This window comes from Janthinobacterium rivuli (assembly GCF_029690045.1).
Taxonomy (GTDB): domain Bacteria; phylum Pseudomonadota; class Gammaproteobacteria; order Burkholderiales; family Burkholderiaceae_D; genus Janthinobacterium; species Janthinobacterium rivuli.
This window is the reverse complement of the sequence record NZ_CP121464.1, coordinates 5,580,234-5,605,490: the sequence shown is the minus strand read 5'-3', so window position 1 is coordinate 5,605,490 and position 25,257 is coordinate 5,580,234. Positions and strand designations below refer to the sequence as shown.

24 protein-coding genes are annotated in these 25,257 nt (G+C 58.2%); 6 read left to right on the top strand and 18 right to left on the bottom strand.

The genetic code is table 11. The features are described 5' to 3' along the window. Window positions 1–9: 9 nt before the first annotated feature. Window positions 10–486, bottom strand: a complete 477-nt coding sequence (locus tag P9875_RS25420; protein ID WP_278316933.1) for a DUF2726 domain-containing protein — start codon at window positions 484–486, stop codon at window positions 10–12. A 96-nt stretch (window positions 487–582) separates the two neighbouring features. Then, entirely contained in the window at window positions 583–1,296 is a 714-nt protein-coding gene (locus P9875_RS25415; protein ID WP_099401490.1) for a YjjG family noncanonical pyrimidine nucleotidase, read from the bottom strand. Between the two features lie 125 nt (window positions 1,297–1,421). Between P9875_RS25415 and P9875_RS25410 the strand changes: the two genes are divergently transcribed. After that, window positions 1,422–2,147 carry a pyridoxine 5'-phosphate synthase gene (locus P9875_RS25410; RefSeq protein WP_099401489.1) on the top strand — a complete coding sequence of 242 codons (726 nt, stop codon included), beginning with the start codon at window positions 1,422–1,424 and terminating at the stop codon, window positions 2,145–2,147. Then, window positions 2,135–2,665, top strand: a complete 531-nt coding sequence (locus tag P9875_RS25405; RefSeq protein WP_278316932.1) for a DUF2947 family protein — start codon at window positions 2,135–2,137, stop codon at window positions 2,663–2,665. Before P9875_RS25410 ends, P9875_RS25405 begins: the two co-directional genes overlap by 13 nt. Before the next feature lie 56 nt (window positions 2,666–2,721). Here P9875_RS25405 and P9875_RS25400 read toward each other — a convergent pair whose 3' ends face one another. The 3 genes from P9875_RS25400 to P9875_RS25390 form a co-directional block, all read right to left on the bottom strand. Continuing rightward, window positions 2,722–3,123 carry a hypothetical protein gene (locus P9875_RS25400; RefSeq protein ID WP_278316931.1) on the bottom strand — a complete coding sequence of 134 codons (402 nt, stop codon included), beginning with the start codon at window positions 3,121–3,123 and terminating at the stop codon, window positions 2,722–2,724. Between the two features lie 256 nt (window positions 3,124–3,379). Beyond that, window positions 3,380–3,871 carry a DUF4265 domain-containing protein gene (locus P9875_RS25395; RefSeq protein ID WP_035821876.1) on the bottom strand — a complete coding sequence of 164 codons (492 nt, stop codon included), beginning with the start codon at window positions 3,869–3,871 and terminating at the stop codon, window positions 3,380–3,382. A 270-nt stretch (window positions 3,872–4,141) separates the two neighbouring features. Beyond that, window positions 4,142–4,861: a Crp/Fnr family transcriptional regulator gene (locus P9875_RS25390; protein ID WP_035828139.1), complete on the bottom strand. Its 720-nt coding sequence runs from the start codon at window positions 4,859–4,861 to the stop codon at window positions 4,142–4,144. A gap of 561 nt (window positions 4,862–5,422) precedes the next feature. Here P9875_RS25390 and P9875_RS25385 point away from each other — a divergent pair. Next, complete coding sequence (locus P9875_RS25385) at window positions 5,423–7,105, top strand: methyl-accepting chemotaxis protein (protein ID WP_035821871.1); 1,683 nt, start codon at window positions 5,423–5,425, stop codon at window positions 7,103–7,105. Here the strand turns inward: P9875_RS25385 and P9875_RS25380 are convergent, their stop codons facing one another. Continuing rightward, window positions 7,106–7,324 carry an oxidoreductase-like domain-containing protein gene (locus tag P9875_RS25380; RefSeq protein WP_035821869.1) on the bottom strand — a complete coding sequence of 73 codons (219 nt, stop codon included), beginning with the start codon at window positions 7,322–7,324 and terminating at the stop codon, window positions 7,106–7,108. 375 nt (window positions 7,325–7,699) lie between these two features. On the opposite strand from P9875_RS25380, the gene P9875_RS25375 reads away from it, so the two are divergent. The 3 genes from P9875_RS25375 to P9875_RS25365 all read left to right on the top strand — a co-directional run bounded on the left by P9875_RS25375 (window position 7,700) and on the right by P9875_RS25365 (window position 10,515). Beyond that, window positions 7,700–9,247, top strand: a complete 1,548-nt coding sequence (locus P9875_RS25375) for a DEAD/DEAH box helicase (protein ID WP_278316930.1) — start codon at window positions 7,700–7,702, stop codon at window positions 9,245–9,247. A gap of 267 nt (window positions 9,248–9,514) precedes the next feature. After that, a complete protein-coding gene (locus P9875_RS25370) occupies window positions 9,515–9,919 on the top strand; it encodes a helix-turn-helix domain-containing protein (RefSeq protein WP_278316929.1) in 405 nt (134 codons plus the stop codon). A 71-nt stretch (window positions 9,920–9,990) separates the two neighbouring features. Then, window positions 9,991–10,515, top strand: coding sequence for an IS630 family transposase (locus P9875_RS25365; protein WP_423221806.1), 525 nt, complete (start codon window positions 9,991–9,993; stop codon window positions 10,513–10,515). A 280-nt stretch (window positions 10,516–10,795) separates the two neighbouring features. On the opposite strand, the gene P9875_RS25360 is transcribed toward P9875_RS25365, so the two are convergent. The 12 genes from P9875_RS25360 to P9875_RS25305 all read right to left on the bottom strand — a co-directional run bounded on the left by P9875_RS25360 (window position 10,796) and on the right by P9875_RS25305 (window position 25,204). Beyond that, window positions 10,796–12,025, bottom strand: a complete 1,230-nt coding sequence (locus tag P9875_RS25360) for a lipopolysaccharide biosynthesis protein (protein ID WP_099401480.1) — start codon at window positions 12,023–12,025, stop codon at window positions 10,796–10,798. A gap of 295 nt (window positions 12,026–12,320) precedes the next feature. Beyond that, window positions 12,321–14,243, bottom strand: a complete 1,923-nt coding sequence (locus P9875_RS25355) for a polysaccharide biosynthesis protein (protein ID WP_099401479.1) — start codon at window positions 14,241–14,243, stop codon at window positions 12,321–12,323. Window positions 14,244–14,320: 77 nt separating this feature from the next. Beyond that, entirely contained in the window at window positions 14,321–14,881 is a 561-nt protein-coding gene (locus P9875_RS25350; RefSeq protein WP_278316928.1) for a sugar transferase, read from the bottom strand. Window positions 14,882–14,886: 5 nt separating this feature from the next. Then, a complete protein-coding gene (locus P9875_RS25345) occupies window positions 14,887–15,831 on the bottom strand; it encodes a UDP-glucose 4-epimerase family protein (protein ID WP_099401477.1) in 945 nt (314 codons plus the stop codon). 20 nt (window positions 15,832–15,851) lie between these two features. Beyond that, the gene (locus P9875_RS25340) at window positions 15,852–17,066 is read right to left on the bottom strand and encodes a glycosyltransferase family 4 protein (RefSeq protein ID WP_099401476.1); all 1,215 of its coding nucleotides are present in this window, start codon (window positions 17,064–17,066) and stop codon (window positions 15,852–15,854) included. Then, window positions 17,063–18,811, bottom strand: coding sequence for a heparinase II/III family protein (locus tag P9875_RS25335; RefSeq protein ID WP_278316927.1), 1,749 nt, complete (start codon window positions 18,809–18,811; stop codon window positions 17,063–17,065). The genes P9875_RS25340 and P9875_RS25335 overlap by 4 nt, the downstream gene beginning before the upstream one ends. After that, a complete protein-coding gene (locus tag P9875_RS25330) occupies window positions 18,750–20,885 on the bottom strand; it encodes a bi-domain-containing oxidoreductase (RefSeq protein WP_099401475.1) in 2,136 nt (711 codons plus the stop codon). Before P9875_RS25330 ends, P9875_RS25335 begins: the two co-directional genes overlap by 62 nt. Window positions 20,886–20,946: 61 nt before the next feature. Continuing rightward, window positions 20,947–21,705 carry an AglZ/HisF2 family acetamidino modification protein gene (locus P9875_RS25325; RefSeq protein WP_099401474.1) on the bottom strand — a complete coding sequence of 253 codons (759 nt, stop codon included), beginning with the start codon at window positions 21,703–21,705 and terminating at the stop codon, window positions 20,947–20,949. A 3-nt stretch (window positions 21,706–21,708) separates the two neighbouring features. Next, complete coding sequence (gene hisH, locus P9875_RS25320) at window positions 21,709–22,323, bottom strand: imidazole glycerol phosphate synthase subunit HisH (protein ID WP_099401473.1); 615 nt, start codon at window positions 22,321–22,323, stop codon at window positions 21,709–21,711. Then, a complete protein-coding gene (locus P9875_RS25315) occupies window positions 22,320–23,453 on the bottom strand; it encodes an N-acetyl sugar amidotransferase (protein WP_099401472.1) in 1,134 nt (377 codons plus the stop codon). The genes hisH and P9875_RS25315 overlap by 4 nt, the downstream gene beginning before the upstream one ends. 75 nt (window positions 23,454–23,528) lie before the next feature. Next, window positions 23,529–24,350 (bottom strand): glycosyltransferase, encoded by an 822-nt coding sequence (locus P9875_RS25310; protein ID WP_099401471.1) that lies wholly within the window; start codon window positions 24,348–24,350, stop codon window positions 23,529–23,531. Next, the gene (locus tag P9875_RS25305) at window positions 24,347–25,204 is read right to left on the bottom strand and encodes a glycosyltransferase family 2 protein (protein WP_099401470.1); all 858 of its coding nucleotides are present in this window, start codon (window positions 25,202–25,204) and stop codon (window positions 24,347–24,349) included. The genes P9875_RS25310 and P9875_RS25305 overlap by 4 nt, the downstream gene beginning before the upstream one ends. Window positions 25,205–25,257 lie beyond the last annotated feature (53 nt).

The window sequence follows — 25,257 nt, the reverse complement described above, 5'->3', positions numbered from 1 at the left end:
ATGGTGTCATCAGACAGATACGACGCCGGCTTTTTTCAGCAGCAGCTGCTCGACATCGGCGCGCAGCGCCTGCTGGGTGGGGAAGTTGGCATAGCGCAAGGTCACGTAGCCGGCCAGCTTGAGCATGGCATCGCGTTCCCTGTCCTGGCGTTCGCGGCCGGCGTGGCTGCTGTCGTCGAGCTCGATGACGGCGAGCACATTCAGTTGCTTGCTGCACAGAACAAAATCGGCCACCTTGCGGTCGAAACGGTTTCTGTTGGCCCATCCTTTCGCCGTCACCAGCGCGGAAAACGCCACTTGTGCCAGCACCGTGCATTCCGGGAATGCCGTCTGCAGCAGGTGGTACATCTGCTGCTCGCGCGCCGTCATCACGGGTTTTCTGTGCAGCCTCAGCGGCTTGCGCGACTTGGCAGCCTGGCGCGTGGCCAGCATGGCAAGGAACAGGATCACTGCCGCGATGGCGAGAAGGACGGTGTAAGACGGCATGGATTGGCACCAGAATGGACGAATCCTGATGGTACGCGAACGGCGGCATGTTTCGTGCCGCTGCCAGCGTATTTCAGGTGGTGCGCTTGTTGGCGATCAAGCCTGTTTCAAGTTGACCGGTATCATGCCCAGCGCTGGCACGATGTCATGCAGGCTGGCCACTTCACAGGTGGGGATGGCCGCCGAGGTATTGGCCATGCTGTCCGGGTTGAACCAGCAGCTGGCTATGCCGTAGCGGTTGGCGCCGAGGATGTCGGCGTCCAGGCGGTCGCCGATGATAATGCTTGTTTCCTTGCTGAATGCGCGCGCCATATTGGCGGCATATTCGAAGAAGCGCACGTCCGGCTTGGCGTGGCCGCACGCTTCCGAGGTGGCGACGAAGGAGATGTAGTCGCTCAGGCCGGAGGCGGCGATGCGGCGGTTCTGGATGGATTCGACGCCGTTGGTGATGATGCCCACTTCGCCGATGCGCGACAGCGTTTCGCACACTTCTCTGGCGCCATCGATGAGCACGACCGTGTCCGGCAGGGAGTCCAGATACAAACGGCTGGCCAGTTCCGGGGCGATGGCGATGCCGTTCAGCGCAAACGTCTTGCGGAAGCGTTCCACTTTCAGGAAATCCTTGGTGACGTCACCCGTTTCGAAACGTCTCCACAGGTCGACGTTGATCGCCTGATATTGGGAAAACAGTCCGTCGATGCCGTCGCGCAAGCCCAGTTCGTGCATGGTGTGCAGGAAGGAGCGTTTTTCGGACGCCCGGAAGTCGAGCAGGGTATCGTCGAGGTCAAACAGGAAGAGCTGGTAGGTCATGGTATGTATTGAAAGGAACTTGTCTTGCATCGTAGCACGTAGCGTTGAGTTCGGTTGGCCGTGCCTTGCGCGGGCGATCCGCTACAATCGCTGCCAGACCTGTCACCCTTACTTCACTCCTGCTCATGACCCAGCTCTCCGTCAACGTCAATAAAATCGCCCTGCTGCGCAATTCGCGCGGCCGCAACTTCCCCGACCTGCTGGCGTTTTCCGCGCGCTTTCTCGACCTGGGCGCCGCCGGCATCACCTTGCACCCGCGTCCGGACCAGCGCCATGCGCGCTACGATGATGTTGCCCCGTTGCAGCGCCTGTGCGCGGAGCGGGGGCGCGAGCTGAATGTAGAGGGCTATCCGGCGGCGGAATTTCTGCAAGTCGTAAAAAGCGCGCGCCCCGCGCAATGCACCCTGGTGCCCGACATGCCGGGGCAATTGACGTCCGATCACGGCTGGGACATTGAACAGCACACGGCGCTGCTGCGTCCCGCCATTGCGCAATTGAACGACCTGGGCATTCGCGTCAGCCTGTTTGTCGATGCAGACTACCCGGCGCTGGAATGGGCGCGCGAGGTGGGGGCGGCACGGGTCGAGCTGTACACGGAGCGGTTTGCCGAGAGTTATGGCGGCGCGCAGGCCGATGCCGTGTTTGATACATATCTGCAGGCGGCGCGGCGGGCGCAGGCGCTGGGCTTGGGCGTGAATGCGGGGCATGATCTCGATTTGCACAACCTGGCGCGCTTCCTGGACATTCCTGGCATCCTGGAAGTGTCGATCGGCCATGCGCTGGTGGTTGAATGCCTTGAGCTTGGCATGGACAAGGTGCTGGGCCGCTACCTTGAGATATGTCAATCGTAGGGAGTTTGGGCGGTGCCGCTGGCCGGCCGCTGCAGCCTGCGCCGGACTGGCCCTTCTTCGATGCCGACTTCGCCGTCGCGGCACAGACGCTGGCACAGGTGCAAGCGCTGACGCCCGATGCGGCGGCGCAACTGTGGACGCGCCATGTGTCGGCCCATCCCGACGAGACGCATCCCATGCAACTGCGCGCGGGGCATCGCCTGCAGGCTACAGTGTCGGGGCCGGACTGGCTGGCCGAGTTCGATGCCGTTTCCAGCGAACACCCGGCGCAGGATGGCTGCGTGGCAAGGTTTCTCTCTTCCTATTTTCACGCTGTCGTGGCGGCACCCGTCTTTTTCATGGCCAGCCGGACACGCGTCTATGCACTGACACCGGCCGCGCTTGCCGCATGCTGGCCTTGCTTGCTGGCCATTTCTGACGAGGGCCCCTTGCTGTACCAGCCTGCCACGGGCAAGTTCGTCTATTTCTCGCCACAGGGAGCGCTGGCGGGTGGTGAGGAAGGTTTGCAGCCCGTTTAACGGGATGCATCCATCCGGTGGCGATAAGCGCTATGGCTGAATGCCAGCCGCATTACCTATTTGCACTTAAATCTGACTATTTTCGTTCGCTGTTTAACGGCTGCGACGCACTGTTTGACGCCCGGCAAATCCATGCGAAGGTAGCGCTCGGTAGCGGCATACAGGCAATCCACCTGAAACAGATAGTGTGGGGCATCGAAATTGATATCCCAGCGTTGATACAAGGTACCGGCACTTGTCCACTCCCTGATCGGGGCCAGGATGGGCAAGGCCTCGCCGTCCACCGGCGGCCGATCCGCCGGATAGGACAGCACGCGCACGCTGTCGAGCCTGGCGGCTGGCAAGTTCCAGATAGAGGGAGTCGCTTGTGGGCAAGAAACGGAGACAAGGGGGGCTGCGGCAGCGTACTGCATCGCCATGCCCGCGATGGAAAATGCCAGCAGTGCGAGCGGCTTCATTCGAAAGAGTTCGGAGCGATCAAAGCGAAGAGTCAGTGGCGCCGGTGAGGTGCCTGACCAGGGTGATGCACTCGCCATTTCCTACGATTTCTTTTTGCTTTGCATAGTCGGCACTCGCGATGTAGGGCATGGCGTTTCTCTCTGTGGCTGACGGTAGATAGAGCGTACGCAAGATGGGGGACAGGTATCTTGATGTGCGCCAGGGCAATACGACGCATTGACGCGTGTCATGGTCTTGCCTGGCGCACGAGGAACTTTACATATCCACCCACCAGTTGAGCAAGGTTTCGTCATCGTCGTCATCAAGGTTGACGTAGATGTTGGCGAAGTACCATTCCACGCCCGTCGCTTCGCGGAAGGCGTCGAAAGGGCCATTCACGCTGTAGATGCCGTGGTGACCCGGCACGCTGAAGGTGAGGTTGCCCTTGTACTGGCCGTCCATGGTGCCGCCCAGCTGTTCTTGCACGTCGCGTTCGAGCTGGTCCACTGCTGCTTGCGGCACATCGTCGGCATAGATCTGGATGCAGAAGTTGCCGCCGCGCTTTAATACTTCGGCGGGAGCGAGCGGGTCGGCGATGCTGACGATGTCGCCGCGCGCCAGGTTCAGCGTCAGGCCGGGCGAAGCCAGCAGTTCGTAGACGTGCTCGTCAATCTGGCGCGCCGGCAGGGTTTCATACACGGGGCCGCTGGTGTTTTCGCCTGCCAGTACGCGGATGTGCGGCAAGCCTTCGCAATTGATGTCTTCCATTCATTCTTTCATAGTGCCGGCGCGACGCGCTGCGGGGCGTGCCGGCTTGTGGTTTATTGCAATATTGTACCGGGTGCGTGCCTGTTGGCAGGATACGCAACGGTGCAAACGAGGAAAGGCAATGAAGAATGGGGCGCGGACATTGGCTGTTCATGTGGCCTCGTGCGCGTCGAAGTGACGGGCGGTCAAGTGTGCTCGACGGGGACTCAATACCCTGGAATGAAAAAAGCACGCCGAAGCGTGCTTGCGCGGATGACTTGGCGCTGAGTATTAGTTGTGGGCGCTGATGCCGCTGCGGAACTGTTCGAAACCGGCGCGGGCGGCCTTGTAGCAATTGCCGGCGGCTGCTTCCAGGCCTTCGCGGTCGAGCACTTCGACGGTGCCGCGGCGGTACTGGATCAAGCCTTCGTCCTGCAGCTTGCGGGCCGTGACGGTGACGCTTTCGCGGCGCACGCCCAGCATGTTGGCCATGGTGTCTTGCGTCACCTTCAGCTCGTTCGACAGCGAACGGTCGAGGCGGTCCAGCAGCCAGCGGCACAGTTTTTGTTCGATGCTGCAATGACGGCCGCCCACCACGTTCTGTGCCATTTGCGCAAACATGGCGCTGGTGTAGCGCATCAGCAATTGTGCCAGTGCGCCGCCTTCATTGAACACTTCGCGCAGGAAGGCTGTTTTCAGGCGATAGCCGTAGCCGGCCGTTTGCACGATGGCCGTGCAGGTGGCGCGTTCGGCTTCGTACAGCACCACGCCGGCCACACCTTCGCGGCCGATGACGGCGATCTCGGTGGTGGCGCCGTCTTCCATCACATACAGCAGGGAAACGATGGCGTTGGTGGGGAAGTACGTGTATTCAATCTTGCCGCCACAATCGAACAGGTGCTTGCCGGCAGGCAAGGCGACCAGTTCCAGTTGGCAGAACAGGCGCTCCAGATCGGCGCGCGACAAGGCGCGCAGCAATTCGTTCTGTTGTGCGCCCGTGATGCTGATCATCGGTGTGGCGGGAGCGGCTTGCCAGTTGTGCTGGGCGGCGGCGTGGGTATTCGTGGCTGGTGTCAGGTTGCTATAAGCTTTGTACATGGTAGGGCCTCGTCTTCTGATTTTGTTGGATGGCGCTGCTTTTATGGCTTGCTAGCGTTGTGCTGAATCTTGTATCCACTATAGAACCAGGGGCAGCGGACGTGCATCGGATGAGCCGACGCGCTTATGTAGGCTAGGAACATTGCCTCGTGTCATCCAACTCCTACGCCTGATCTGCATTTTTTTCTCTCTGGAAACAAACGGCAAAAAACAGGCTCCCCTGCCAGCTCCCCGTGAACTTTGGCTGCATGCCTTGATCAAACCACTCTGCGCTGCCGTACGACGGTGATAAAATGTTGCATTGCGGAAATTTGATTTGTGTGTCGGGATGAGCCGCTACTCTTGCTCTCCATCACTGCTCACTTCCGCTGCAACCTGCGATGCCTTCCTTGGTCGCTTCACTGCCCGCGCCGTGCATTTGCCGGCGCGCGGCTGTCTTGTCCCGTTTACCCGTTTAATGAAGGAACGCAACGCATGAAATGGTTTTTTGATTTGAAAATTGCCACCAAGCTGATCTTGTCGTTTGGCGCCGTGCTGCTGTTGACGGCCGCGCTGGGCGTGTCGGCGATCTTTTCCATGGCGCGCATCAATACCGCATCGACCGACCTGTCCGAGAACTGGATGCCCAGCGTGCTGGCGGCCATGAATATGCGCAGTGATGTCAGCGATTTCCGCCGCTGGGAACTGGCGCACATGCTGGCCGCACAGGATGCCGACATGGCGCAGAACGAAACGCGCATGACGGAAACCCAGGCCAAGCTGAAGGTGGACGGCGACAAGTACCGCAGCCTGATTTCCGAGCCGGGCGAGCAGGAAGCGTTCGAACGCTTCCTGGCGCTCAACGATGAATTCATGCGCTTGCATGCAACCATGCTGAGCCTGTCGCGCGAGATGAAAAAGGAAGAGGCGCGCGCGCTGGCTGTGGGGCCGTCGGCCAAGGTCATGGCGGACATGATGGTGCTCCTCGATAAACTGGTGTCGATTAACACGGATGGCGGCGTGCGTTCGAGCGCCAGCGCCGACGCAACGTATGCGGCCTCGCGCGCCAGCCTGATCGGCCTGGTGGTGGGCATCGTCGTCATCGGCATGCTGCTGGCGCTGTGGGTGGCGCGCCGCGTGGCGCGTCCGCTGATCGCGGCCGTCGGCGTGGCGCGCCAGGTGGCCGCTGGCGATTTGACGGCGCATATCGTTGTGCAATCGCAAGACGAAACGGGGCAATTGATGCAGGCCCTGAAAGACATGAACGCCAGCCTGCAGACGCTGGTGGGCCAGGTGCGCAGCGGCACCGATACCATTGCCACGGCGTCGAGCCAGATCGCCGCCGGCAACCAGGATTTGTCGTCGCGCACGGAAGAGCAGGCCAGTTCGCTGGAAGAAACGGCCTCGTCAATGGAAGAGCTGACGTCGACCGTGAAGCAGAATGCGGACAATGCACGCCAGGCCAACACCATGGCGCTGACCTCGTCGAGCATCGCCATCGAGGGCGGCAAGGTGGTCGGCGAAGTGGTGGGCACGATGGCGTCGATCAATGCCTCGTCGCGCAAGATCGTCGACATCATCGCCGTCATCGACGGCATTGCCTTCCAGACCAATATCCTGGCCCTGAATGCGGCTGTCGAGGCGGCGCGTGCAGGCGAACAGGGGCGCGGCTTTGCCGTCGTGGCCACGGAAGTGCGCAACCTGGCGCAACGCTCGGCCGCGGCGGCCAAGGATATCAAGGTCCTGATCGGCGATTCGGTCGAGAAAGTCGAGGCGGGATCGAAACTGGTGGATCAGGCGGGCCGCACGATGGATGACATCGTTGCCAGCATCACCCGCGTGACGGACATCATGAGCGAGATCACGGCCGCCAGCAGCGAGCAGAGCGCCGGTATCGAGCAAGTTAACCAGGCCATCGCCCAGATGGACCAGGTGACGCAGCAAAATGCGGCCCTGGTGGAAGAGGCGGCCGCGGCGGCCGAATCGATGCAGGAGCAGGCAGCCAGCCTGAGCGAAGTGGTCAGCATCTTCAAGCTCGATGTGGCGAGCGCCGCCACATCGCGTGCGCCTGTCAAGGCCGTCAAGGCGCCGGCAGCCGTGACGCCGGCAGCTGCGCCACGTCAACTGGCCGGCACGGCGCGTCGCGCGGCGCCAGTGGATGAGTGGGAAAGCTTCTGATCAGGCGCGCTTGCGCGGTTTCTTGACACCCTGGGTGGCGGGTGCGGCAGCGGCTTGCTGGCGCTGCTGCCACGCTCTCAGGGCCTCTTCGTAGGCGGCCAAGTCTTCCTGGTACATTTCCAGCACGCAAAAGGTGCAACCGCTGTGGCAGCATTCGTCATTGCCCGGTTTGCTGGGCGCTTGCGGTTGCGGATCGTGCGGTAAAGGCGGGGTGGGCATGGTGATGGCTGGGGACGGTGGAGCTGGCATCGAAGCAGGCATAGGAGCAGGCATCATACGGCATCCCGGCGTGCCGTTGCTGGAACGCTTTTTGCTCAAAAATCACGGTTTCCGTGTACAGTTGCGGTGAATTAGGGTATCGTTTACAGCACTGATATTGTATCTTCTGCGCGCGATGTTCCGCCGGCGCGATCTCCGCCGCCATCGCAGCACATCTCTTCGACGCTCCCGCATACGCCCTACAGCATGTCCCGGAGCACGGAGGTGCCGCAAGAACAATGATCCATGGCTTGCAAGACGGAGCTGCCTGTGCCCCGAAATGTTGTTTATTGAGAAAGCATGGCTTCCGCAGTGCGGAGGCACACCAGAAAATTTATGTCTGAAACCGAATCGACTCCTACGCCCAGCCCGGCGATTGCCCCTGAAGCGGCGCCCGTCGCCGCTGCGCCTGCACCAGCACCTGCCGCATCCGCTGCTCCCAGCCTGACTTTTGCCGACTTTGGCCTCGCGCCTGAAATCCAGCGCGCGCTGACCGACCAGGGTTACACCCATCCGACACCGATCCAGGAACAAGCGATCCCCGTCGTGCTGCAAGGCCGCGATGTGATGGGTGCCGCGCAAACGGGCACCGGCAAGACGGCCGGTTTTTCCTTGCCGATCATCCAGTTGCTGATGGCGCACGCCAGCAGCAGCATGTCGCCGGCACGCCACCCGGTGCGCGCACTGATCCTGACGCCGACGCGTGAACTGGCGGTGCAGGTAGCCGAAAACGTCAAGGCCTACGCCAAGCACACGCCGTTGCGCTCGACCGTCGTCTTCGGCGGCATGGACATGAAGCCGCAAACCGTCATCCTGCGCGGCGGCGTGGAAATCGTCATCGCTACGCCAGGCCGCTTGCTCGACCATATCGAGCAAAAGAACATCAGCCTGAGTCAGGTGCAAATGCTGGTCATGGATGAAGCCGACCGCATGCTGGACATGGGCTTCCTGCCTGACTTGCAACGCATCATCAACTTGTTGCCGAAGCAGCGCCAGAACCTGATGTTTTCGGCCACGTTCTCGCCGGAAATCAAGAAGCTGGCCGCCACCTTCCTCAACGATCCGCTGACGATCGAAGTGGCGCGCAGCAACCAGACGGCCGACAAGGTCACGCAAGTGGTCTACAAGGTGACGGAAGACCAGAAGCATGCCCTGGTCGCCCATCTGCTGCGCCAGCGCGACCTGAAGCAGGTTATCGTCTTCTCGAACACCAAGATCGGCGCCTCGCGCCTGGCCCGCGTGCTGGAACAGGAAGGCATGAGCGCCACGGCGATTCACGGCGACAAGAGCCAGCAGGAACGCATGGCGGCGCTGGAATCGTTCAAGAAGGGCGAGATCGACGTGCTGGTGGCCACCGACGTGGCGGCGCGCGGCCTGGATATTTCCGACTTGCCTTGCGTCATCAACTTCGACTTGCCGTACAACGCGGAAGACTATGTGCACCGCATCGGCCGCACGGGCCGCGCCGGCGCCTCGGGCGACGCCATTTCGATCTACTCGGATAAAGACGAGCGCTTGCTGGCCGATATCGAGAAACTCATCAAGCAAAGCATCAAGCGCGGTGAATTGACGGGCTTCAATCCCGCACCTGCCCGCAGCAGCGACAGCGAGCGCCGTCCACCGCGCCGCAGCGAAGGCGGCGAAGCGCGTCCCGCACGCGCCCCGGAGAGCCGCCATGCCGGCGAGAGCCGCGACAGCCGCTCCGCCGAGCGCGGTGCGCGTCCCGCCTTTGGTCCGGGCGCCCGCCGCGAAAAGGCCGATCCCTGGTTCTTGAAGCCATATGAGCCGGCCAAGGCAGCTGCTCCCGCTGCTGCCAGCATGGCGCCAGTCGCCACCAAACCGAAGCAGAAGGTGGCGGCGTTGTTGGGTGGGTTGTTGAAGTAGTAAGTGTTACGCGCTGCTGTTCCAGCGGGATGGCGGCTCATGCGGAGGCGGTAAATAGCTTGCCTCTGCATTTTTCATGGTGTGCATGCCTGATGCGTATGTATATACACGCGAAAGTCTTTTCTCAACGGTGACGCGTCAGCTGACCGGAAAATAAATTCAAGCATCACTCAATGGTATGGCGGGATCGACAGGGCGCCGATTACTAAGTAATTCGTCAATTTTTGCTGTCAAAGCCTGATAGGCAACGACGCAGGGGTTGATGTGATGAAATTACTGATACTGCAACAGGCTGAACAGCAAACATTGCGCGACATGGGTGTTTTTCATCCGCATCCACGTGTACGCATAGGTGCCCAAGCGATAGTTCGCTTGAGCCAAGGACTGACTTTGCAGCAAACGGCCAATGAATTCCATGTCCATCTGAACAGCATTGAAGCATGGCGGCGACGCTGGAACAAGCAAGGGCTGATGGGTCTTTATGAAGGCCATCATACCGGGCGCAAACGCAAGTGGACAGATCAACAGCAAGAGGCACTACGAGCATTGGCGCAAGCCGATGGGGGCAGCGCCAACAGCCTGCTGCGGACCTTGGCGCAAACGGAAGGTTTGCCAGCCATCAGCCAGGAAACGGCAAGACGATATCTGCACGAGATGCAGTTCAGCTACTAGCGCTACCGCTACAGTTTAAAAAAAAGCATCCGCCGGAACCTTTCGGCAAGGCCGCACGAATAATCGGCGAGTTGGATCAACAGGCACGTACCGGGCAGTGCGAATTACTGTTTTATGACGAGTCCGGTTTCAGCCCGAATCCGCCGATTCAGTCGGGTTGGTCGCCGATTGGACAGACGCGTGGTGTGGAACCGCTGTCGCATGGCGAGCGCGTCAATATCCTGGGAGCGCTGCGCCATGACCACAAGCTGTACTGGCGAACGCAACGTCGGCCGACAGTACGCGACGACGCGATCGCTTTCTTCGACGAGCTTGCGGCACAAAAACATACCGTGCCGCGCATTGTCGTACTGGACAATGCGTCATTTCACAAGGGGCCGCAGATTGAGAAATGCCGACGGAAATGGATGGCACAGAGGCTGTTTCTGTATTACTTGCCCCCTCACAGCCCGGAACTGAATCGCATCGAGATTCTGTGGAAACAGGCTAAGTACTTCTGGCGCCGTTTCGCCGGACTGAAAGGAAGCGAGTTGCTGAGCGAGGTGGAATCCTTGATGAAAGGTTTCGGAACTGTATTCACAATAAATTTCGTCTGACTACTTTAGCGCGCGTAGCGCGCAACGAGTCGTTGCTGGGCACACGCGTAAAGCACAGCGGCGATGAAGTTCGTCGGCGATTTCCTGCAAGCTGGCCTGCGCGCGCTCCATCACGATATCGTGCAAAAACTGCGATATGCTTAAGCTTCAACGCAGGCCGTCTGCTGCCGGCTCTGCTTGACCGCTCCGTGCCGTCGAGTGGATATTTCGTTGCCATGTCATGCTCCTCCCATATCGCGATAGCATGCCACGATTCCGATATTGATTTGTCTACACTCACTTAGTCTTGCTGCTTCATGCGGTTAGTCGCCAGCAGGTCGCGACCAAAAGCCAGGATTAAAGAAAGAACCAAGCCGGCCATAAAGCTGACGATGGTCATTTTGGACAGGCTGGTGGAGCGATTCTTCGGCAGGCTCGGGCCAGCGATAAAGCGGCTTTGTTCATGGAAGACGTTGATCGCCTCCTTATTGTCCATCGAGATTTTATTGTAAACTTTCTGAACGTTTTCATCTTTCAAATTCTTGTTCTTGAATACAGTATCGCTAATCGTTGTCATGGCGTGTAGCATCGTTTCACCAGATCGAGTGCTGTCCAGAGTCTTTTTGGCCAGGAGATAATACTCGCGCAGAATCTTGTATTGCATTTCATTGTATCTGGCGCGGATATTTTTCTCATTGGCTTCGGACATTTGGACTTCAGTGGTCATCAACTGCGTTCTTGGCGCCAGGAAACGAGAATTCTCTTCGGTTACCGAAACGATTGCCTGGATGCCCGTGTTGTTGGCCTCCGGGTGGCGTGCAATAATCTTTTTCAAGTCGACGCTTCTGCGTTCATACTCTTCCAGATTCATGTTATTTTCAAGAATGTCATTTTCAAGGCGAATGATCTTGGCATCGATTTCATTCAGTCTGTAGCGCAAAAGGTCTGCATAAAAGATATACATAATGCTGTCGAGGGTATAACGGCCGAGTAATTCCACCATATTTTTGGCGATTATCGGATCCTTATTTTCGTAACGAATCAGAACGCCAATAATATTGTTGCTGCCATTCTTCGGCTGTTCCATGACCAGATCTTTTGCATCGAGTTTGGTAAACGGGTAGATCGGCTCTATACTCGAGCTAATTCCTTTGCGTGAAGAAAATGCGCCGCGTAATTGATCAATTCCAGTTTGGCTGTCGAGTTTGTATTCCTGGATAAAATCGTTGAACCGTTCGCTGGTATTGAAGGCGGCAGAATAACGTTTGTAGTCCGATATTGTGATGCCCTGCGATGCCTCGAAGTCTTTTTTTCGCTCCAATTGGATGGGAATGCTTGAGCCGATTTGCAGATAGCCGACGCTGGTATAGGTGGGAAATGCCAGGGTGACACCGATCCCGATCGCCGTCGCTGCTAGCGTGATGGCAGAAATCATTTTGCGCTGACTCCAGAATACCATGATCAGTTGCGTAAATGAAATGCCCGTATTTTCATCCTCGTTGTTAATTTTAAATTCATTTACTTTTATCATAATTTTCTTTGCGGGTGTTATGCGGAATCGATTGGTAATCAAGAAAGAGGGGATATTTTTTGTTGATAAATAGAAATATTTAATACGCTCATTTCATCCACAGTATAAACGAGATGGCTACTTTTTCGAAGTTGAGAGAGTACCGAAATGCACAAGCAACCTTATGCATGACTGATGCCATTGATGAAACATCACGGGGGTATTGGCTCCGCTTGCCAGGCGACAGGAAGGTCTGAAAGGAGCTTCGCGATGTCTGTTGTTGGCCCGGCCGCCGTTGGCGGCGCCGGAATATGCTTCAGGGACGGTCCGGCTTGCCAGGCGTGCCGGGTTTCTGGCGTTCCAGCCAGATCAGGTCTTCGATACCGCACTGGGGTGCATATTCGTGCACTGCGCGCAACAGCAAGGCGCGCACCTGGTCGTATTCGAAGCGGATGCAGCACTGGTCGAGTTGCTCCAGCAAAGGGCGCAGCTCGATCCAAGGAATTTCCGCTTCCTGGGCACGCATGATCAACGGATGTTCGGTTCCCTCGACGTTATCGCCGATCAGCAGTTCCTCGTAGAGTTTTTCGCCCGGACGCAGGCCCACATGCTGGATATCGATGCCATCGGGCGCCGACTTGCTTTTAACTTCCAGCCCGCTCAGGTGCACCATGCGCTCGGCCAGATCCATGATTCTTACCGGTTCGCCCATGTCGAGCACAAAGACATCGCCACCTTCGCCCATCGCCCCTGCTTGCAGAACCAACTGAGCCGCTTCGGGGATGGTCATGAAGTAGCGCGTGATTTCTGGATGGGTCAGGGTGATCGGTCCGCCCTGAATGATCTGCTGACGAAAGAGCGGCACGACAGAGCCGGACGAACCGAGCACATTGCCAAAACGAACCATGCAGAAACGCGTGTTTTCTTGCTCGCGGGATAATGCTTGCAAAATCAGTTCCGCCAACCGCTTGGTGGCGCCCATAACATTGGTCGGACGCACCGCCTTGTCGGTGGAGATCAGGACAAATGACTTCACATTGGCCGCGATTGCTGCCTGGGCGATGCTCCAGGTTCCAAATACATTGTTGCGTACGCCTGCGATCGGATTGTGCTCGACCAGCGGCACATGCTTGTAGGCGGCGGCGTGGTAAATGGTGTCAATGGCAAAGGTCTTCAGGATGGCGGTGCACTTTTCAGTCTCCAGCACCGAACCGAGGAACGGCAGCAGTTCTACCTTTAATCCTTGCGCAGTTTTCAGGCCTTTCAGTTCCTGCTTGATCGAATATAGCGCAAATTCGGACATGTCCAGCAGGAGCAGCCGGCTGGGACGCAAACTGATGATCTGGCGACACAGTTCAGAGCCAATTGAGCCGCCAGCGCCCGTCACCATCACGGCCTTGCCCGTGATGCCGCTGGCGATCAGGCAAGCATCGGGGGCGACCTGGTCTCGTCCCAGCAAGTCTTCGATTTCGATATCGCGCACATCCTGCACGCGTAGCTCGCCGGTGATCAGGCTGGCAATGGGCGGGGTCACCTTGATCTTGATCTTGAAGCGTTCGAGCTGGTCCAGAATGCGTTTTTGCTGGCTTTTGCTCAGCGAGGGCATGGCTAGCAAGATGTCGCTGATGCCGGTTTTTTCGATTAGCTGGCTTAGCGAGGCTGCAGAATGTACCTTGATGCCGGCGATCATGGCGCCTTTCAATTCAGGCTTGTCGTCGATAAATGCGACGGGAAGGTATTCATTGCCGGCACGTAAAGCGCTAGCCAATTGGCTACCCGCCTTGCCCGCGCCGTAAATCGCCACTTTGACAATATCGTTCTCGGCATTGGTGTGGCGCAGCATTCCGCGCGCCACAAAACGACTTGCCACCACGTAGGTAATGGCGCTGATCCAGTAGATTCCAAATACGCCGCGCGAATAGCCCACCATGTGCGAAGCGAATGCTGCCATCGCGACCAATACTGCCACGGAGATGGTGACGCCCAAGATGACGACGTACACAATCTTGTGGTCAATGAAGCGCACCACCGCACGGTACAAGCCGAGCCGAATGAACACGGGCACTGAAATCAGGGGGGCCGCGAGGATCAGCCACAGATACTGAGAAAACAGCGCCAGACTGGCGGTGTCGTAACGCAGCAGCAACGCCAAGGCAAAGGTCAGTGGCAAAAAAAACATGTCGGTCATGATGGCGATCAGCTGTTTTTGAAACCTCGGTAGTACAATAAATTTTTTCATGTGCCTGTTTTTTTAAAGGTGCCGCTAGCCGCAATGGCGATGCGTGGCTTGGTCTGTTCTGTTCGCAGAGTGATTCCTCAATGCACGATGCCGTCCCGGCGCACGACTTTCAGAAAGGTCCGCAGAATGATGTGTAGATCGGTCACAAACGATTGGCGTTGCATGTATTCGACATCAAGTTTCACCTTTTCGGGGATGGGCAATTCATCGCGACCGTTGATTTGGGCCCATCCTGTGAGTCCCGGCAACAGCTTGTCGACGCCGTAGCGCGTGCGCAGCTCGATCAGATCCTGCTGGTTGAATAGCGCAGGACGGGGGCCGACGAAACTCATATCGCCGCACAGGATGCTCCACAACTGTGGTAACTCATCCAGACTTGACTTGCGCAGGAAGGAGCCTGGCGGCGTCAGAAATCTGGCCGGGTCGGTTAACAGGTGGGTGGCCACCGCTGGTGTGTCGACGCGCATGGTACGGAACTTGGGCATGCGGAACAAGCGGTTGTGGCGTCCCACTCGGTCGGACCAGTATAGCGCCGGTCCGCTGGATGTGGCCTTGACCAACAGTGCCACGATGATAAACGGAAGCAGCAGTACCAGCATTGCGCATAGCGCCAATAGTAAATCGAACAGTCTTTTCATGTTTGTCAGCTCTTGATATGGTTCAGGAAGTCGGTCACTGTCTGGTTCAATGCGGCTTGCATCGCAACAGGTGGATGCCAGTCGAGCAAACGCTTGGTCGGTGCCACATCGATCTGGAGCGATCCGAGCACGCGGTCTGCCTGCGCGGATTTTCCGATGGCTGCCGCTGCCACGCGCATCAGCGAGGTCGGCACGGCCAGCAGACGCGCGCGGCGCCCCATGGGTGCTGCCAGCATGCGCACCAGCTCGGCGGTGCTAACGTCATGGTCATCGGACACCAGCAAAACCGCGCCTGGCGCTTTTGGGTGCGTGCAGCACACCAGCAGCAAATCGATCAGATTGTCCAGCGCTACCATGCTGCGTTGGTTGCCGACCGCGCCGAAAGGCAGCGGCCAGCCAGACTTGATCAGCTCCATCAGGCGCTGAAAGTTGGCGCGCACACCCGGCCCATAAACGAGGGGGGGGCGAACGATCACCAATTCCATGCCGCTGGTGGCGGCAAATGCCTGCAATTGCTGCTCTGCTTCCATTTTCGATTGGCCATACGGGTCGCACGGTGCCGGTGCATCGCTGGCGCGGAAGGGATGTTTTCCGCTCGCTTCGCCATTGACCTTGATACTGCTGACGAAAATGAAGCGCCGCACGCCGGCCGCCGCGGCTTGGCGCGCCAGCTGCATGGTCGCGTCCACGTTCACGGCGCGGTACGCCGCAAGCGCATCGGCGGCCGCTTCCTTCATGACATGCACGCGCGCGGCCAGATGGATGACGCAGGTGCAATCGTCCAGTGCCGCAGACCAGTCGGTGCTGGCGTTCAGTGCGCCGCTGGCGTAATGAAAAGGCGCGCTTTTCACGCGTACCGATCCCGTCACGGGCCAGCCGCGGGAGATGAGTGTCTGGCAAAGCGCGGAGCCGACAAAGCCGCTGGCGCCCGTTACGAGTATTTTTTTCATGTATGTGTTAATTCCGTACGTCAACGATCTGCCGCGCCGCGCTCACCCGCTGCGGGTGGCAGCAGCGTTACAATGTCGCGCGCCATCGCCCGTACAATGTTTTTTCTGGAGAACTTGGTGATAAATTCGGGGCGCGGCGTGTCATGCAGGTGCAGGCTGTCAAACGCATTCACCGCGGCATCGACGTCGCATGGATAAAACACGGCGGCGTTGGGGATTTCGGTAGCAACAAATTGTGCTGCGTAGCCATCCACGCCTGCCCAGATGGGCTTTCCGATCGCTCCATATTCGAACAATTTAGACGGCAGCACTTTTTTGAAGGCGGCATAGTCATTCAGATGCACGAACAGCACATCGGCGCCGCGGTAGGCGGCAATCAGTTCACTGCGCTTCATCGGCGCCATCAACGTCACGTTGTCCACGCCGGCCTGTTCCAACGCGGCCTGCAGTGCGGCACGCCGTCCGCCGTCGCCAATCACGTTGAAATGCAGGCGCCCGCGCATGCGTGCCGCCAGCGGCGGCAGTATCGTGTGCAAACCCTGGCCTTCGCCGATATTGCCGGCGTACAGCACCGACAGGGCTTTGCCCTGCTTTTCTTGCGGGGGCGCTGCCAGCGGTAGGGCCTCTGGCAAGAATTCATCGTCGATGCCATTGGTGAAGAAGGAGTATGGCTGGTGCGGGTAGCGCGTCGAAAAGTATTCGCCGAAGCCGGCCGAGACCAGGTTGATCTTGCTGGCGCGACGCATGGTCCAGCCTTCCAGTACGGAGAACAGGGGCTTGGCCACGCGCGCAAAGCGCTTCGGCAGCACATCCTTGATGGTATCGACAAAAATGTCGCGGATATCGAGGTACAGACATGCACCCGCACGACGACTGATCCATGCGCCCAGCGCGGCCGTCATCAGGCGAGACGAGGTGGCCAGGACCAGATCGTACTTGTTGTGACGGGCTAGCTTGACGGCGTTGCGGGCGTAGGTGAGGAAGGCCTTTGACTGATCCAGCATGCCGCTTTGGTGTGCGGGCAAGTTGATACGGTGCAACGTCAGGCCAGGGAACTCTTCCAGTGCTGGCGCGGCCGCGCTAAAGCCGCTGTAGCGGTTCGGCATGGTCGTGATTACGTCGATATGCGTGCCGGCCGGCGAGGTTTCGCGTAGCGCCTCGACTAGCGCCGATGCCCTGAAAGGGCCGGGACCGAGGTCAGGCGGATAATAAAAACTTAAAACTAAAATTCTCATGAATGGTTCCAGCTGAAGCAGGTAGTCAGATCCGCGCCTTCAAAGCGGATCTGCAGGCAATGCGTTTCCTGACTGACACCAAAGCGCGGATGCCAGTGGTCAGGCTGCACGCTGATGCTGCCTTGGTCGATGGCGACATGCACGGCGCTGCCATCTGGCAGCAGCAGCGTGCATTGTCGCCGGCCGGCGCCGGGCGCCACGCGGATTGCCGGATGCAGGTGGAAAAACGCTTCGGCCAGGCGGAATGGGCCGCTCACGCGATCGTGGATGGCGAGCGCGCCGGCGGCCAGGCGCCAGTGACGGCGGTGGATATTCTTTCCTGGCAGGCGCAAGTAGCCATCGTGCGCGCAATCGATATCCAAGACAGGGCCCGGTGCATCGATGCGGATCTCGTGTGGATAGGCTCGGCGCGCCACGCGAAAGCCGCTCCAGACCTCGGACGAATCGGCGCCGTCTATTTGCACGGTATTGTGCGCGGCAGTGCCTCGTTGACGCAGGCGTTCGGCGCCCAGCCCATACTGCGAAGTGCCACTGTTGACGAGCAGGCGCTGGCCGGACAGCGACCATTCGAATGACAATGTGTCCGCATGCGCATGACCGGGCAGATAGTCCGGGCCAACGGCGGCGGCGTCGAGCAGCAGCACAGATGCCCCTAGTTGCAGGCGCAGGTAGCCGCTGGCCGCGAGGTGGGTGACGCCGTCTGTGGGCGCCTGCGGCGCAGGGAAGCCGAGGCTGTCCGCGTAGCGCGCCAGTTCGGTAGTTTCCACAGCGATGCCAAAAGCGGCATCGTTGAAGAAGCCGATTCCACCGTCGGGATGGCTGAGCATGGCTAGCCAGGATTGCATTGCCGGAATGCGGCTGCGCCAGTCGCTGGCTTGGCTGTCGAGCGCGTCAAACGCTTGCGCCAGATTCAGCAGATCCAGCATGTCTTCCAGGGCCAGCGCGTGGTACATCGTGCTCAGTTCAAAATGCGCGCCGTCGGCCAGGATCTGTTCGGGCACTTCGCGCGCAAGGATGCGCAGCGCCGTGACGCGCCAGGCATCGGCCTCCGGCCCCATAAAAAACTGACCGGCGAACAGCAGCGCTTTGGCATTGGCAAACAGGTGATTGCCCAGCAAATGGATCTCCAGGCGTCCGGCCAGCCAGCGCACTTGTACCGCCAGGCTGTTGAGCTGTCGGGTATCGAGCGTATTGCCCGCCAGCGCCCATTTGATCCAGTTGACGATTCGCAAGGACATAGGATACGGCTCCCAGCCATTACCATGGCCCGTGGGATTCGCCTCGATCCAGCGCGTCAGCAGGCGCTGGTGCTGGGCTGTCAACGCCATACTATTGCTGGCGTTGAGGGTATCAAAATAGTGCAGGTTGTACAGCCACAGCTTGTCCAGAGTGCCGTCATTCCAGCCATCGATGGCGGATAGGTCGTGCCTCTGTCCGAGGAAGCAGAAACTGCCGTCGCCGGTCAGGCTGGGATCGCGCCGCGCCGCCAGTTGCCAGGTACCGGCGAGTGGACGTAGCGGCGGTGCTGCGCGCAGGTCCGGGCGTGGCCGGCGCATGCGAAACAGCAGCCGTCCATAAAACTGCACCGGCTTCAGGTGGCGCAGCGTATGCCAGTAGAGGAGCAGGCCGGGCTTCAACGGAATTTCCCCTGGGATCGGGTACGTAAGTTCATGTGGTGCAATCTCATTGCTGGCGCAATAATTCGGCAACCTCGATGGTGACGCGCGCCACTTCGAAAATGTCACCCGGAGCGATCGCCGGCACGCCGCTTTGTACCGCAGCCAGGAAGGCCGCCGCGCATTGCTGCTGCCCCTTGTCCTGTTTCCACAGGTTCATGCGCGAAAAGCCCGGCCAGCCAAAGCCCTTGAGCTTGCGGAAATTGTCGAGCTGTAGGACGCGGCCCGACGTAAACACTTCTACCCGTTCCTTCGGGTAGTTGGCGGCGCCGTTTGCCAGATACATGATGGTGCCGAAGGAACCATCGGCGAAGCCCAACGTGATCGATGCCTTGTCTTCAGTAATTGCCACGCCGGGAGCGTCGCCCATGCGGCGCGCCTGCACCGAGATGATTTCGCTGCCTGCCAGGAAACGCATCAGATCGATGAAATGACAGGCTTCCCCGATGATACGGCCGCCGCCCACGGCATTGTCCTGGGTCCAGTGATTGGCCGGGATTGCCCCCGCGTTCATCGTCATGATGAATGATTTCGGTTCGGCGACCGAGGCCAGTAGGGATTTCATCTTTTGCACTTGCGGCGAGAAGCGGCGGTTGAAGCCGATCATCAACTGTGGCCCACTACCGCCGCCGTGGGCTGTATCGTAGGCGGCGCGTACCTGCTGCAGCTCGCGGTGTTCGATGGCCAGCGGTTTCTCAACGAAGACGTGCTTGCCGGCCGCCAGCGATTGCGAAACCAGTTGCGCGTGGGTATCGTGGCGGGTGACGATCGCTACCGTATTGATGGCGGCGATGGACAGCATGGCGCCGACATCGGTTGATGCCTCGGCAAAGCCGCTTTTCTGACCGTGAATAACGCTGTTGATGCCGCCAGCGGTGACGATGCTGTGAAATTGTGCGCCAGCGGCCTTGAAAGCGGGAATCAACACGCGCGAAGCGTAGTTGCCTGCACCAATGAAACCCAGTACCGGGCGTTCCGCCTGGAAGGTGGCGTTAGGCGCCAGGGTGACCTGACGCTTGACGCGCTCAGCCGTTGGCGACGGGTATTGAAGCAGAATACCCAGGCCCGCCTTGTCGTCCGTCAATGCCTGATAAGCGCTAGGAGCATCTTCGAAGGCGAAGCGGTGGGTGATCAGGGGCGCGACATCGAGCTGGCCGCTGGCCAGCATGTCAAGCACCGCCTCGAAATTGCGCTGTTCGGTCCAGCGCACGAAGCCGAGCGGATAATCCTGGCCTCGCTCTTCGTAGTTGGGGTCATAGCGGCCTGGACCATAGGAACATGATACCTGGAAGCTCAATTCCTTTTCATAAAAGTCGGCGCGGCTCATTTCCAGACCGATCACGCCAACGAGCACGATGCGGCCGCGCTTGCGGCACATGCGCGCCGCCTGAGACAACGGGTCATTGGACTTGGTCGATGCGGTAATGATGACACCATCGACGCCCTGGCCACGGCTGAATGCCATGCCGGCCGCTACCGGGTCTTCACCACGGCCCGGATTGCAGGTGGCAGCGCCGAACTGGCGCGCCAGGGCCAGCTTCGATTCGTCGAAGTCAATTGCCAGCACGCGGCAGCCGTGTGCGCGCAGCAGTTGCACGGTCAGCAGGCCGATCAGGCCGACGCCGGTGACGACAAAGCTTTCGCCCAGCGTGGGCTGCGCAAGGCGCATGCCTTGCAAGCCGATGCTGGCCACTACCACGAAGGCTGCGGCTTCATCGCTTACGGTGTCGGGGATGCGCGCGCACAGGTTCATGGGAACCTTGACGATATCAGCATGTGGCCCGTTCGACACGACGCGGTCTCCCGGTTTGAAGCCGCTCACGCGCGAGCCGGTTTCTGCCACCACGCCCACGTTGCAATAGCCGAGAGGTAATGGCTGGGCCAGTTTCGAGCGTACCGCATCGATGGTGGTCATCAGGCCATCCGTGGCGACTTTTTCCAGCACCATTTTGACTTTGTCGGGCTGCTGGCGTGCCTTGTCCAGCATCGATGCCTTGCCGAACCCGACCAACATGCGTTCGGTACCTGCGGAAATGAGCGACACCGTGGTGAAAATGTTCAGGCTGCCGCTGGAAGGGGCGGGGGCGGGTGCCTCGACGAGCGAGGTGGTGCCATTTGCCATGTCTTGAAGGATCTGTTTCACAAAATTACCAATGCATAAAATAGTGGGTAGGGCTGGAACGGTATGGCGGCGCTGCACACGGTCATAGCAAGCCGCGTTCCTGGCGTGATGGATAGCTGATGAGGACAGCCTTGTACGCTCCCTTGAAGACGAACAAGCTGCCAGCGGCCACGCCGATGATGCCGAAGCGGGCGATCATGTCCTTGATGTGGTCCAGCGAACCGGCGCCGCCCAGCACCGTCATCGGTACTTTGACGCACTTGTGCACGGCACTGATCAGATCGAGGTCATAGCCTTCCATCATGCCATCGCGATCGATGGCATTGATGCAAATTTCGCCTACGCCGTGTTCCTGTAGTTGTTTGCAAAAATCGACAGGCGACAGGCCGGTGCCGGTTTTGCCGTTGTTGATATAGATTTCATAACCACGGCCGAACGACCGCTTCTTGACGTCCAGGATGACCACCACGCTTTGCGAACCGACTTCGGCCGCTAATGCGCTGACCAGCCCGATATCTGACACTGCCGCCGAACTGATGGCGATTTTTTCCACGCCCAGTGCAAAGATACGGTTTGCCTGCTGTACCGTTTTGATGCCGCCGCCATAACACAAGGGCATGCGGCACTCGCGTGCAAGGTTCTCGATCAGCCGATAATTCGGTTCGCGTCCTTCGGCACTGGCGTCGATGTCGAGCACAACGATCTCATCGACTTCCTTCTCGTTAAAGATCTTGACCGCATTGATAGGATCGCCGACGTATTTGTGGTCCTTGAATTTGACGGACTTGACCAAGCCGCCATCCTTTAACAGCAGGCAGGGAATGATTCTGGCTCTGAGCATGGCTTATAACTCCGCAAAATTTTTGAGTAGCCGCACGCCGTTACGGTGGCTTTTCTCAGGGTGAAACTGGACGCCGTAAATGTTTTCGTGATTCACGCCGCAGACGAAGCGGGTGCCATACTCGACATCGGCGAAGGCGTCGCCGGCCTGGTTGCAATCGAAGTAATAGGAATGCAGGAAATAGAATTCCGATTCCATGTCGAGTCCGGTGAGCAAAGCATTGTCATTGAGTGAGCGCACACTGTTCCAGCCCATATGCGGTAACAGCAGCTCGTGGCCTGGACGGGCCGCATCGATCTTGCGGACCACGCCATCTATCCAACCCAGCCCAGTTTCGCGGCCTTCGTCGCTTGAGAGGGCGAGCATCTGCATGCCAACACAGATGCCCAGTACCGGCCGCTTCTCTTCGAGCACGAGGCGGTTCAATTCCCCGCGCATGCCGGATGCTTGCAGCAATTGCATCGCGTGATCGAAGGAACCAACGCCGGGCAGGATGATCTTGCTGGCGTCGCGCAACTGACTCGCGGTATCAGCCAGTATGAATGGCACGCCCAGGCTTTTGTAGATGTTGGCAAAGGCGCTGATGTTGCCAAGGCCATAATTGACGATCGCTATCATCGCTTGATGGCCCTTTCCACGCCCAGTTTTTTCAGGATCGCCGCACCCAGGTTGAAGAGGACGCGCTGGTTCTTGTAGTCGCGGTAAGATTTTTTGGGCAAGTTCATGCAATCGCGCAACTCGTCACTCGAGATGTCCAGCTTGGTGGCGATATAGTCGAATTCTTCGTCGATGGTGGCCGGATTGTGGGCCGGCTTGCGCAGTTCCTCCAACGCCTCTTCGCGTGTCATCTGTTTGGTCAGAATCAGGCTAGAGAACTGGACGCGGCGCGTATCCATGCCGAAGCGTGTCGGCAGCCAGTAACCTTCGTAGAAACGGGTAAAACGGGACTCGAAGTGTTTTTGCGGGTAGGCCCGCCAGCCATAGGTCGAGGCGAGCGTGTCGATCGCGATTTTTTTGCTGTATGGCATGTAGTCGAGCGGTTTGACTACCCGCACGCCCTTGATATAGCGCAGGTAAAACTTATGGAACAGGATGCCGCTGAAGGGGAAGGTCTTCAGCTTGCGCTTGCCGAACCGGCCATGGATGTCGCGAATCTGACGCAGGTCGGTGCCGTAATAGAGCCAGTCAAGCGGATTGCGTACGCATTCGGTCGAGACATTACCACCATTTAAGATGTACTTGATCTTGTGTTTGTTGGCGAAATGGTAGAGCGTCGCCACAAACGCGTGGTCTTGCGGGATATCCAGATGGGGCACGCCGGATTTGAAGAATGCCAGTTGCAGATCCTTCATCTCTTCCCAATTGATGACTTCAGTGTAAAGATCCATGCCCAGGCCGTCCACCAGCATCTGGATATTGCTGACGGCAATGTCCGAATTCCAGCCGCCGTCGACGTGAAAGACCAACGGGCGCAAGCCGTACTTTTTCACCGCCAGGTGCAGCAGATAGGAACTGTCGAGTCCACCGCTCATACCTAGAATGCAATCGAAAGGCTTACCTTGGCCTTCGAGCTTGATTTTGTCGGCCACCGCCTGGAATTCACGTTCGCCCACGGCGTCCGGATGCCAGTTGGGAAGGACATGATCGTTGAAATCATGGCAATGGTCGCATACGCCATGTTCGTCAAAGACGATCTGGGTATCGGTGGTATCCATCACGCAATTGCTGCAAACTTGGTACTCTCTCATTCGTGCTGCTCTCTAGGTATGATGTGTGACTATATTCTGGGGCTGACGGTGTCGGCGCCAGTGCCGGACGGGGAATTAAAAAATTTTCACATATTCCCGATAGGTTTTGTGTGACTTGCGGGCCATTTCCCATACCGCCCGGCTGGGTAATTGTTCAATCGTCGCGTGCCAGTGATGGGTCACCTGGATGCCTGGTTCGTAATAGATGGACATGCCGGCATCGTTAACCTGCTTGCTCAAGAAGTATTCCTCGCCCATCAGGAATGTCGGCGCCCACAACTGCTGCAGCTTCTCGAAGAACAGCGGCCCGAGGATATAACATGAACCGTGGCCCTGGATGATGACCTGTCCAGTTTCCCACTGTTCTTCATCGCGACGATCACTCGCGCGCTGGGTCAAGGAGGCGATCCATTTGATGCAGCGGCCCAGATAGTAATTGGCATAATACAGATCGTACATGAGTTCGCGGAACCTGCTGATTCCATCAATGACGTGCGGGTTCTGATGTATGCCGTCCACGGTGATGACATCCGGCGATACCACGGGATAGGTCTGGAATAGTGCTTTGTGGCAGGCGATTGACTGCAGGAAATCCGTCCGGAAGGTTAGATCGTTGTTGCCGACCACCATGTAGTTGATGTCAGCATGGTGGCTGCGTAAATGGTTGATGCCGATATTCAGGCCAGGGAAGTAGCCGGAATTGTCAGGATTGAAAATAACGGTAATATCCGGAAACTCATCCTTCAAACGGTGCAGGGACGCGATGCTATCCGGCGCCGAATTGTTATCAACGATGACGATTTGATATTCATGATCGTCATTTTTTACCAGCGATGCGACGGCGGCGCGCGTAAACTGCGTATTATTGTAATTAGTGCAAACGTAGCCGATTTTCATTTTTTCTCCAATGGATAGGCGCCGATTTTTCCGCTAAAGAAATCGCGGACGCCACGGGCCATCATGCGCAGGGAGGCGCGGGGCTGCGGGTCGTAAAAGAGCACGAGCATACATAAAATGCCGTGTGCGATACCAAATTTCAAGATGAAGCGAAAATCGGATCGCAGATATTGTTGTGAAAAATACATAAAATTCCTGTACATATAATAACGCCGCAATGGCGAATGCAACGTGTAGTAGCGCTTGAACAGTTTCGGTACCTGGTGTGCCGCCCCAAGTTCGTGGTAGAGCACAGCATCGGCGACTTTGGTTATGGAAAAACCAGCATGCCTGACGCGTAATGAAAATTCGATATCGATGCAATCGATGAAGTAAGCTTCATTGTAATTGCCGACGCTGCGATAGATGTTCATGTTGACCAGGTTGCCAGAGGTAATAGCGTACTTCACCTTACCCGCATGGACGGCCGCCCTAGGCTCACCATGCAATACCAGGTTGGGTGACAGGCACAGTGCGCCGCTGTCGCGCGCATGTGCCGCCAGCATGGCATCAACCATGCCGGGCTCCGCGACACTATCCTGATCCATGGTCAGTACCCAAGCGGCGCCTTGCTCTTTCGCATGGAGCAAGCCGGCATTAAGCGCGTAGCCGATACCGCGATTGCTGCCAAGTCGCATGATTGCAACACGTTCGCATTTTTCTAGCTCCTCAAGCGTACGCATTGATTGCGCATCGGAGCCGTTGTCGACGATGAGGATGGAATCGACCTGAGACAGAAGCGCCTGCGCGGTTGCCCAGGTTTTTTCTTCCCCATTATAACTGACGATAATTGCGATAACTGAGCTTGAACGCATAAATATATTGTTACTATTGCCTGTGAAATTACGCTCGGGTGGCGCCGTTGTTT

Bases quoted from the DNA above. Each gene is read 5' to 3' on its own strand.
- P9875_RS25340 (WP_099401476.1), bottom strand. From the start codon at position 17,066: ATGAGAATTTTAGTTTTAAGTTTTTATTATCCGCCTGACCTCGGTCCC.
- P9875_RS25355 (WP_099401479.1), bottom strand. From the start codon at position 14,243: ATGAAAAAATTTATTGTACTACCGAGGTTTCAAAAACAGCTGATCGCC.
- P9875_RS25420 (WP_278316933.1), bottom strand. From the start codon at position 486: ATGCCGTCTTACACCGTCCTTCTCGCCATCGCGGCAGTGATCCTGTTC.
- P9875_RS25310 (WP_099401471.1), bottom strand. From the start codon at position 24,350: ATGAAAATCGGCTACGTTTGCACTAATTACAATAATACGCAGTTTACG.
- P9875_RS25415 (WP_099401490.1), bottom strand. From the start codon at position 1,296: ATGACCTACCAGCTCTTCCTGTTTGACCTCGACGATACCCTGCTCGAC.
- P9875_RS25360 (WP_099401480.1), bottom strand. From the start codon at position 12,025: ATGATAAAAGTAAATGAATTTAAAATTAACAACGAGGATGAAAATACG.
- P9875_RS25370 (WP_278316929.1), top strand. From the start codon at position 9,515: ATGAAATTACTGATACTGCAACAGGCTGAACAGCAAACATTGCGCGAC.
- P9875_RS25325 (WP_099401474.1), bottom strand. From the start codon at position 21,705: ATGCTCAGAGCCAGAATCATTCCCTGCCTGCTGTTAAAGGATGGCGGC.
- P9875_RS25375 (WP_278316930.1), top strand. From the start codon at position 7,700: ATGTCTGAAACCGAATCGACTCCTACGCCCAGCCCGGCGATTGCCCCT.
- P9875_RS25385 (WP_035821871.1), top strand. From the start codon at position 5,423: ATGAAATGGTTTTTTGATTTGAAAATTGCCACCAAGCTGATCTTGTCG.
- P9875_RS25405 (WP_278316932.1), top strand. From the start codon at position 2,135: ATGTCAATCGTAGGGAGTTTGGGCGGTGCCGCTGGCCGGCCGCTGCAG.
- P9875_RS25410 (WP_099401489.1), top strand. From the start codon at position 1,422: ATGACCCAGCTCTCCGTCAACGTCAATAAAATCGCCCTGCTGCGCAAT.
- P9875_RS25315 (WP_099401472.1), bottom strand. From the start codon at position 23,453: ATGAGAGAGTACCAAGTTTGCAGCAATTGCGTGATGGATACCACCGAT.
- P9875_RS25400 (WP_278316931.1), bottom strand. From the start codon at position 3,123: ATGAAGCCGCTCGCACTGCTGGCATTTTCCATCGCGGGCATGGCGATG.
- P9875_RS25305 (WP_099401470.1), bottom strand. From the start codon at position 25,204: ATGCGTTCAAGCTCAGTTATCGCAATTATCGTCAGTTATAATGGGGAA.
- P9875_RS25395 (WP_035821876.1), bottom strand. From the start codon at position 3,871: ATGGAAGACATCAATTGCGAAGGCTTGCCGCACATCCGCGTACTGGCA.
- P9875_RS25390 (WP_035828139.1), bottom strand. From the start codon at position 4,861: ATGATCAGCATCACGGGCGCACAACAGAACGAATTGCTGCGCGCCTTG.
- P9875_RS25350 (WP_278316928.1), bottom strand. From the start codon at position 14,881: ATGAAAAGACTGTTCGATTTACTATTGGCGCTATGCGCAATGCTGGTA.
- P9875_RS25345 (WP_099401477.1), bottom strand. From the start codon at position 15,831: ATGAAAAAAATACTCGTAACGGGCGCCAGCGGCTTTGTCGGCTCCGCG.
- P9875_RS25380 (WP_035821869.1), bottom strand. From the start codon at position 7,324: ATGCCCACCCCGCCTTTACCGCACGATCCGCAACCGCAAGCGCCCAGC.
- hisH (WP_099401473.1), bottom strand. From the start codon at position 22,323: ATGATAGCGATCGTCAATTATGGCCTTGGCAACATCAGCGCCTTTGCC.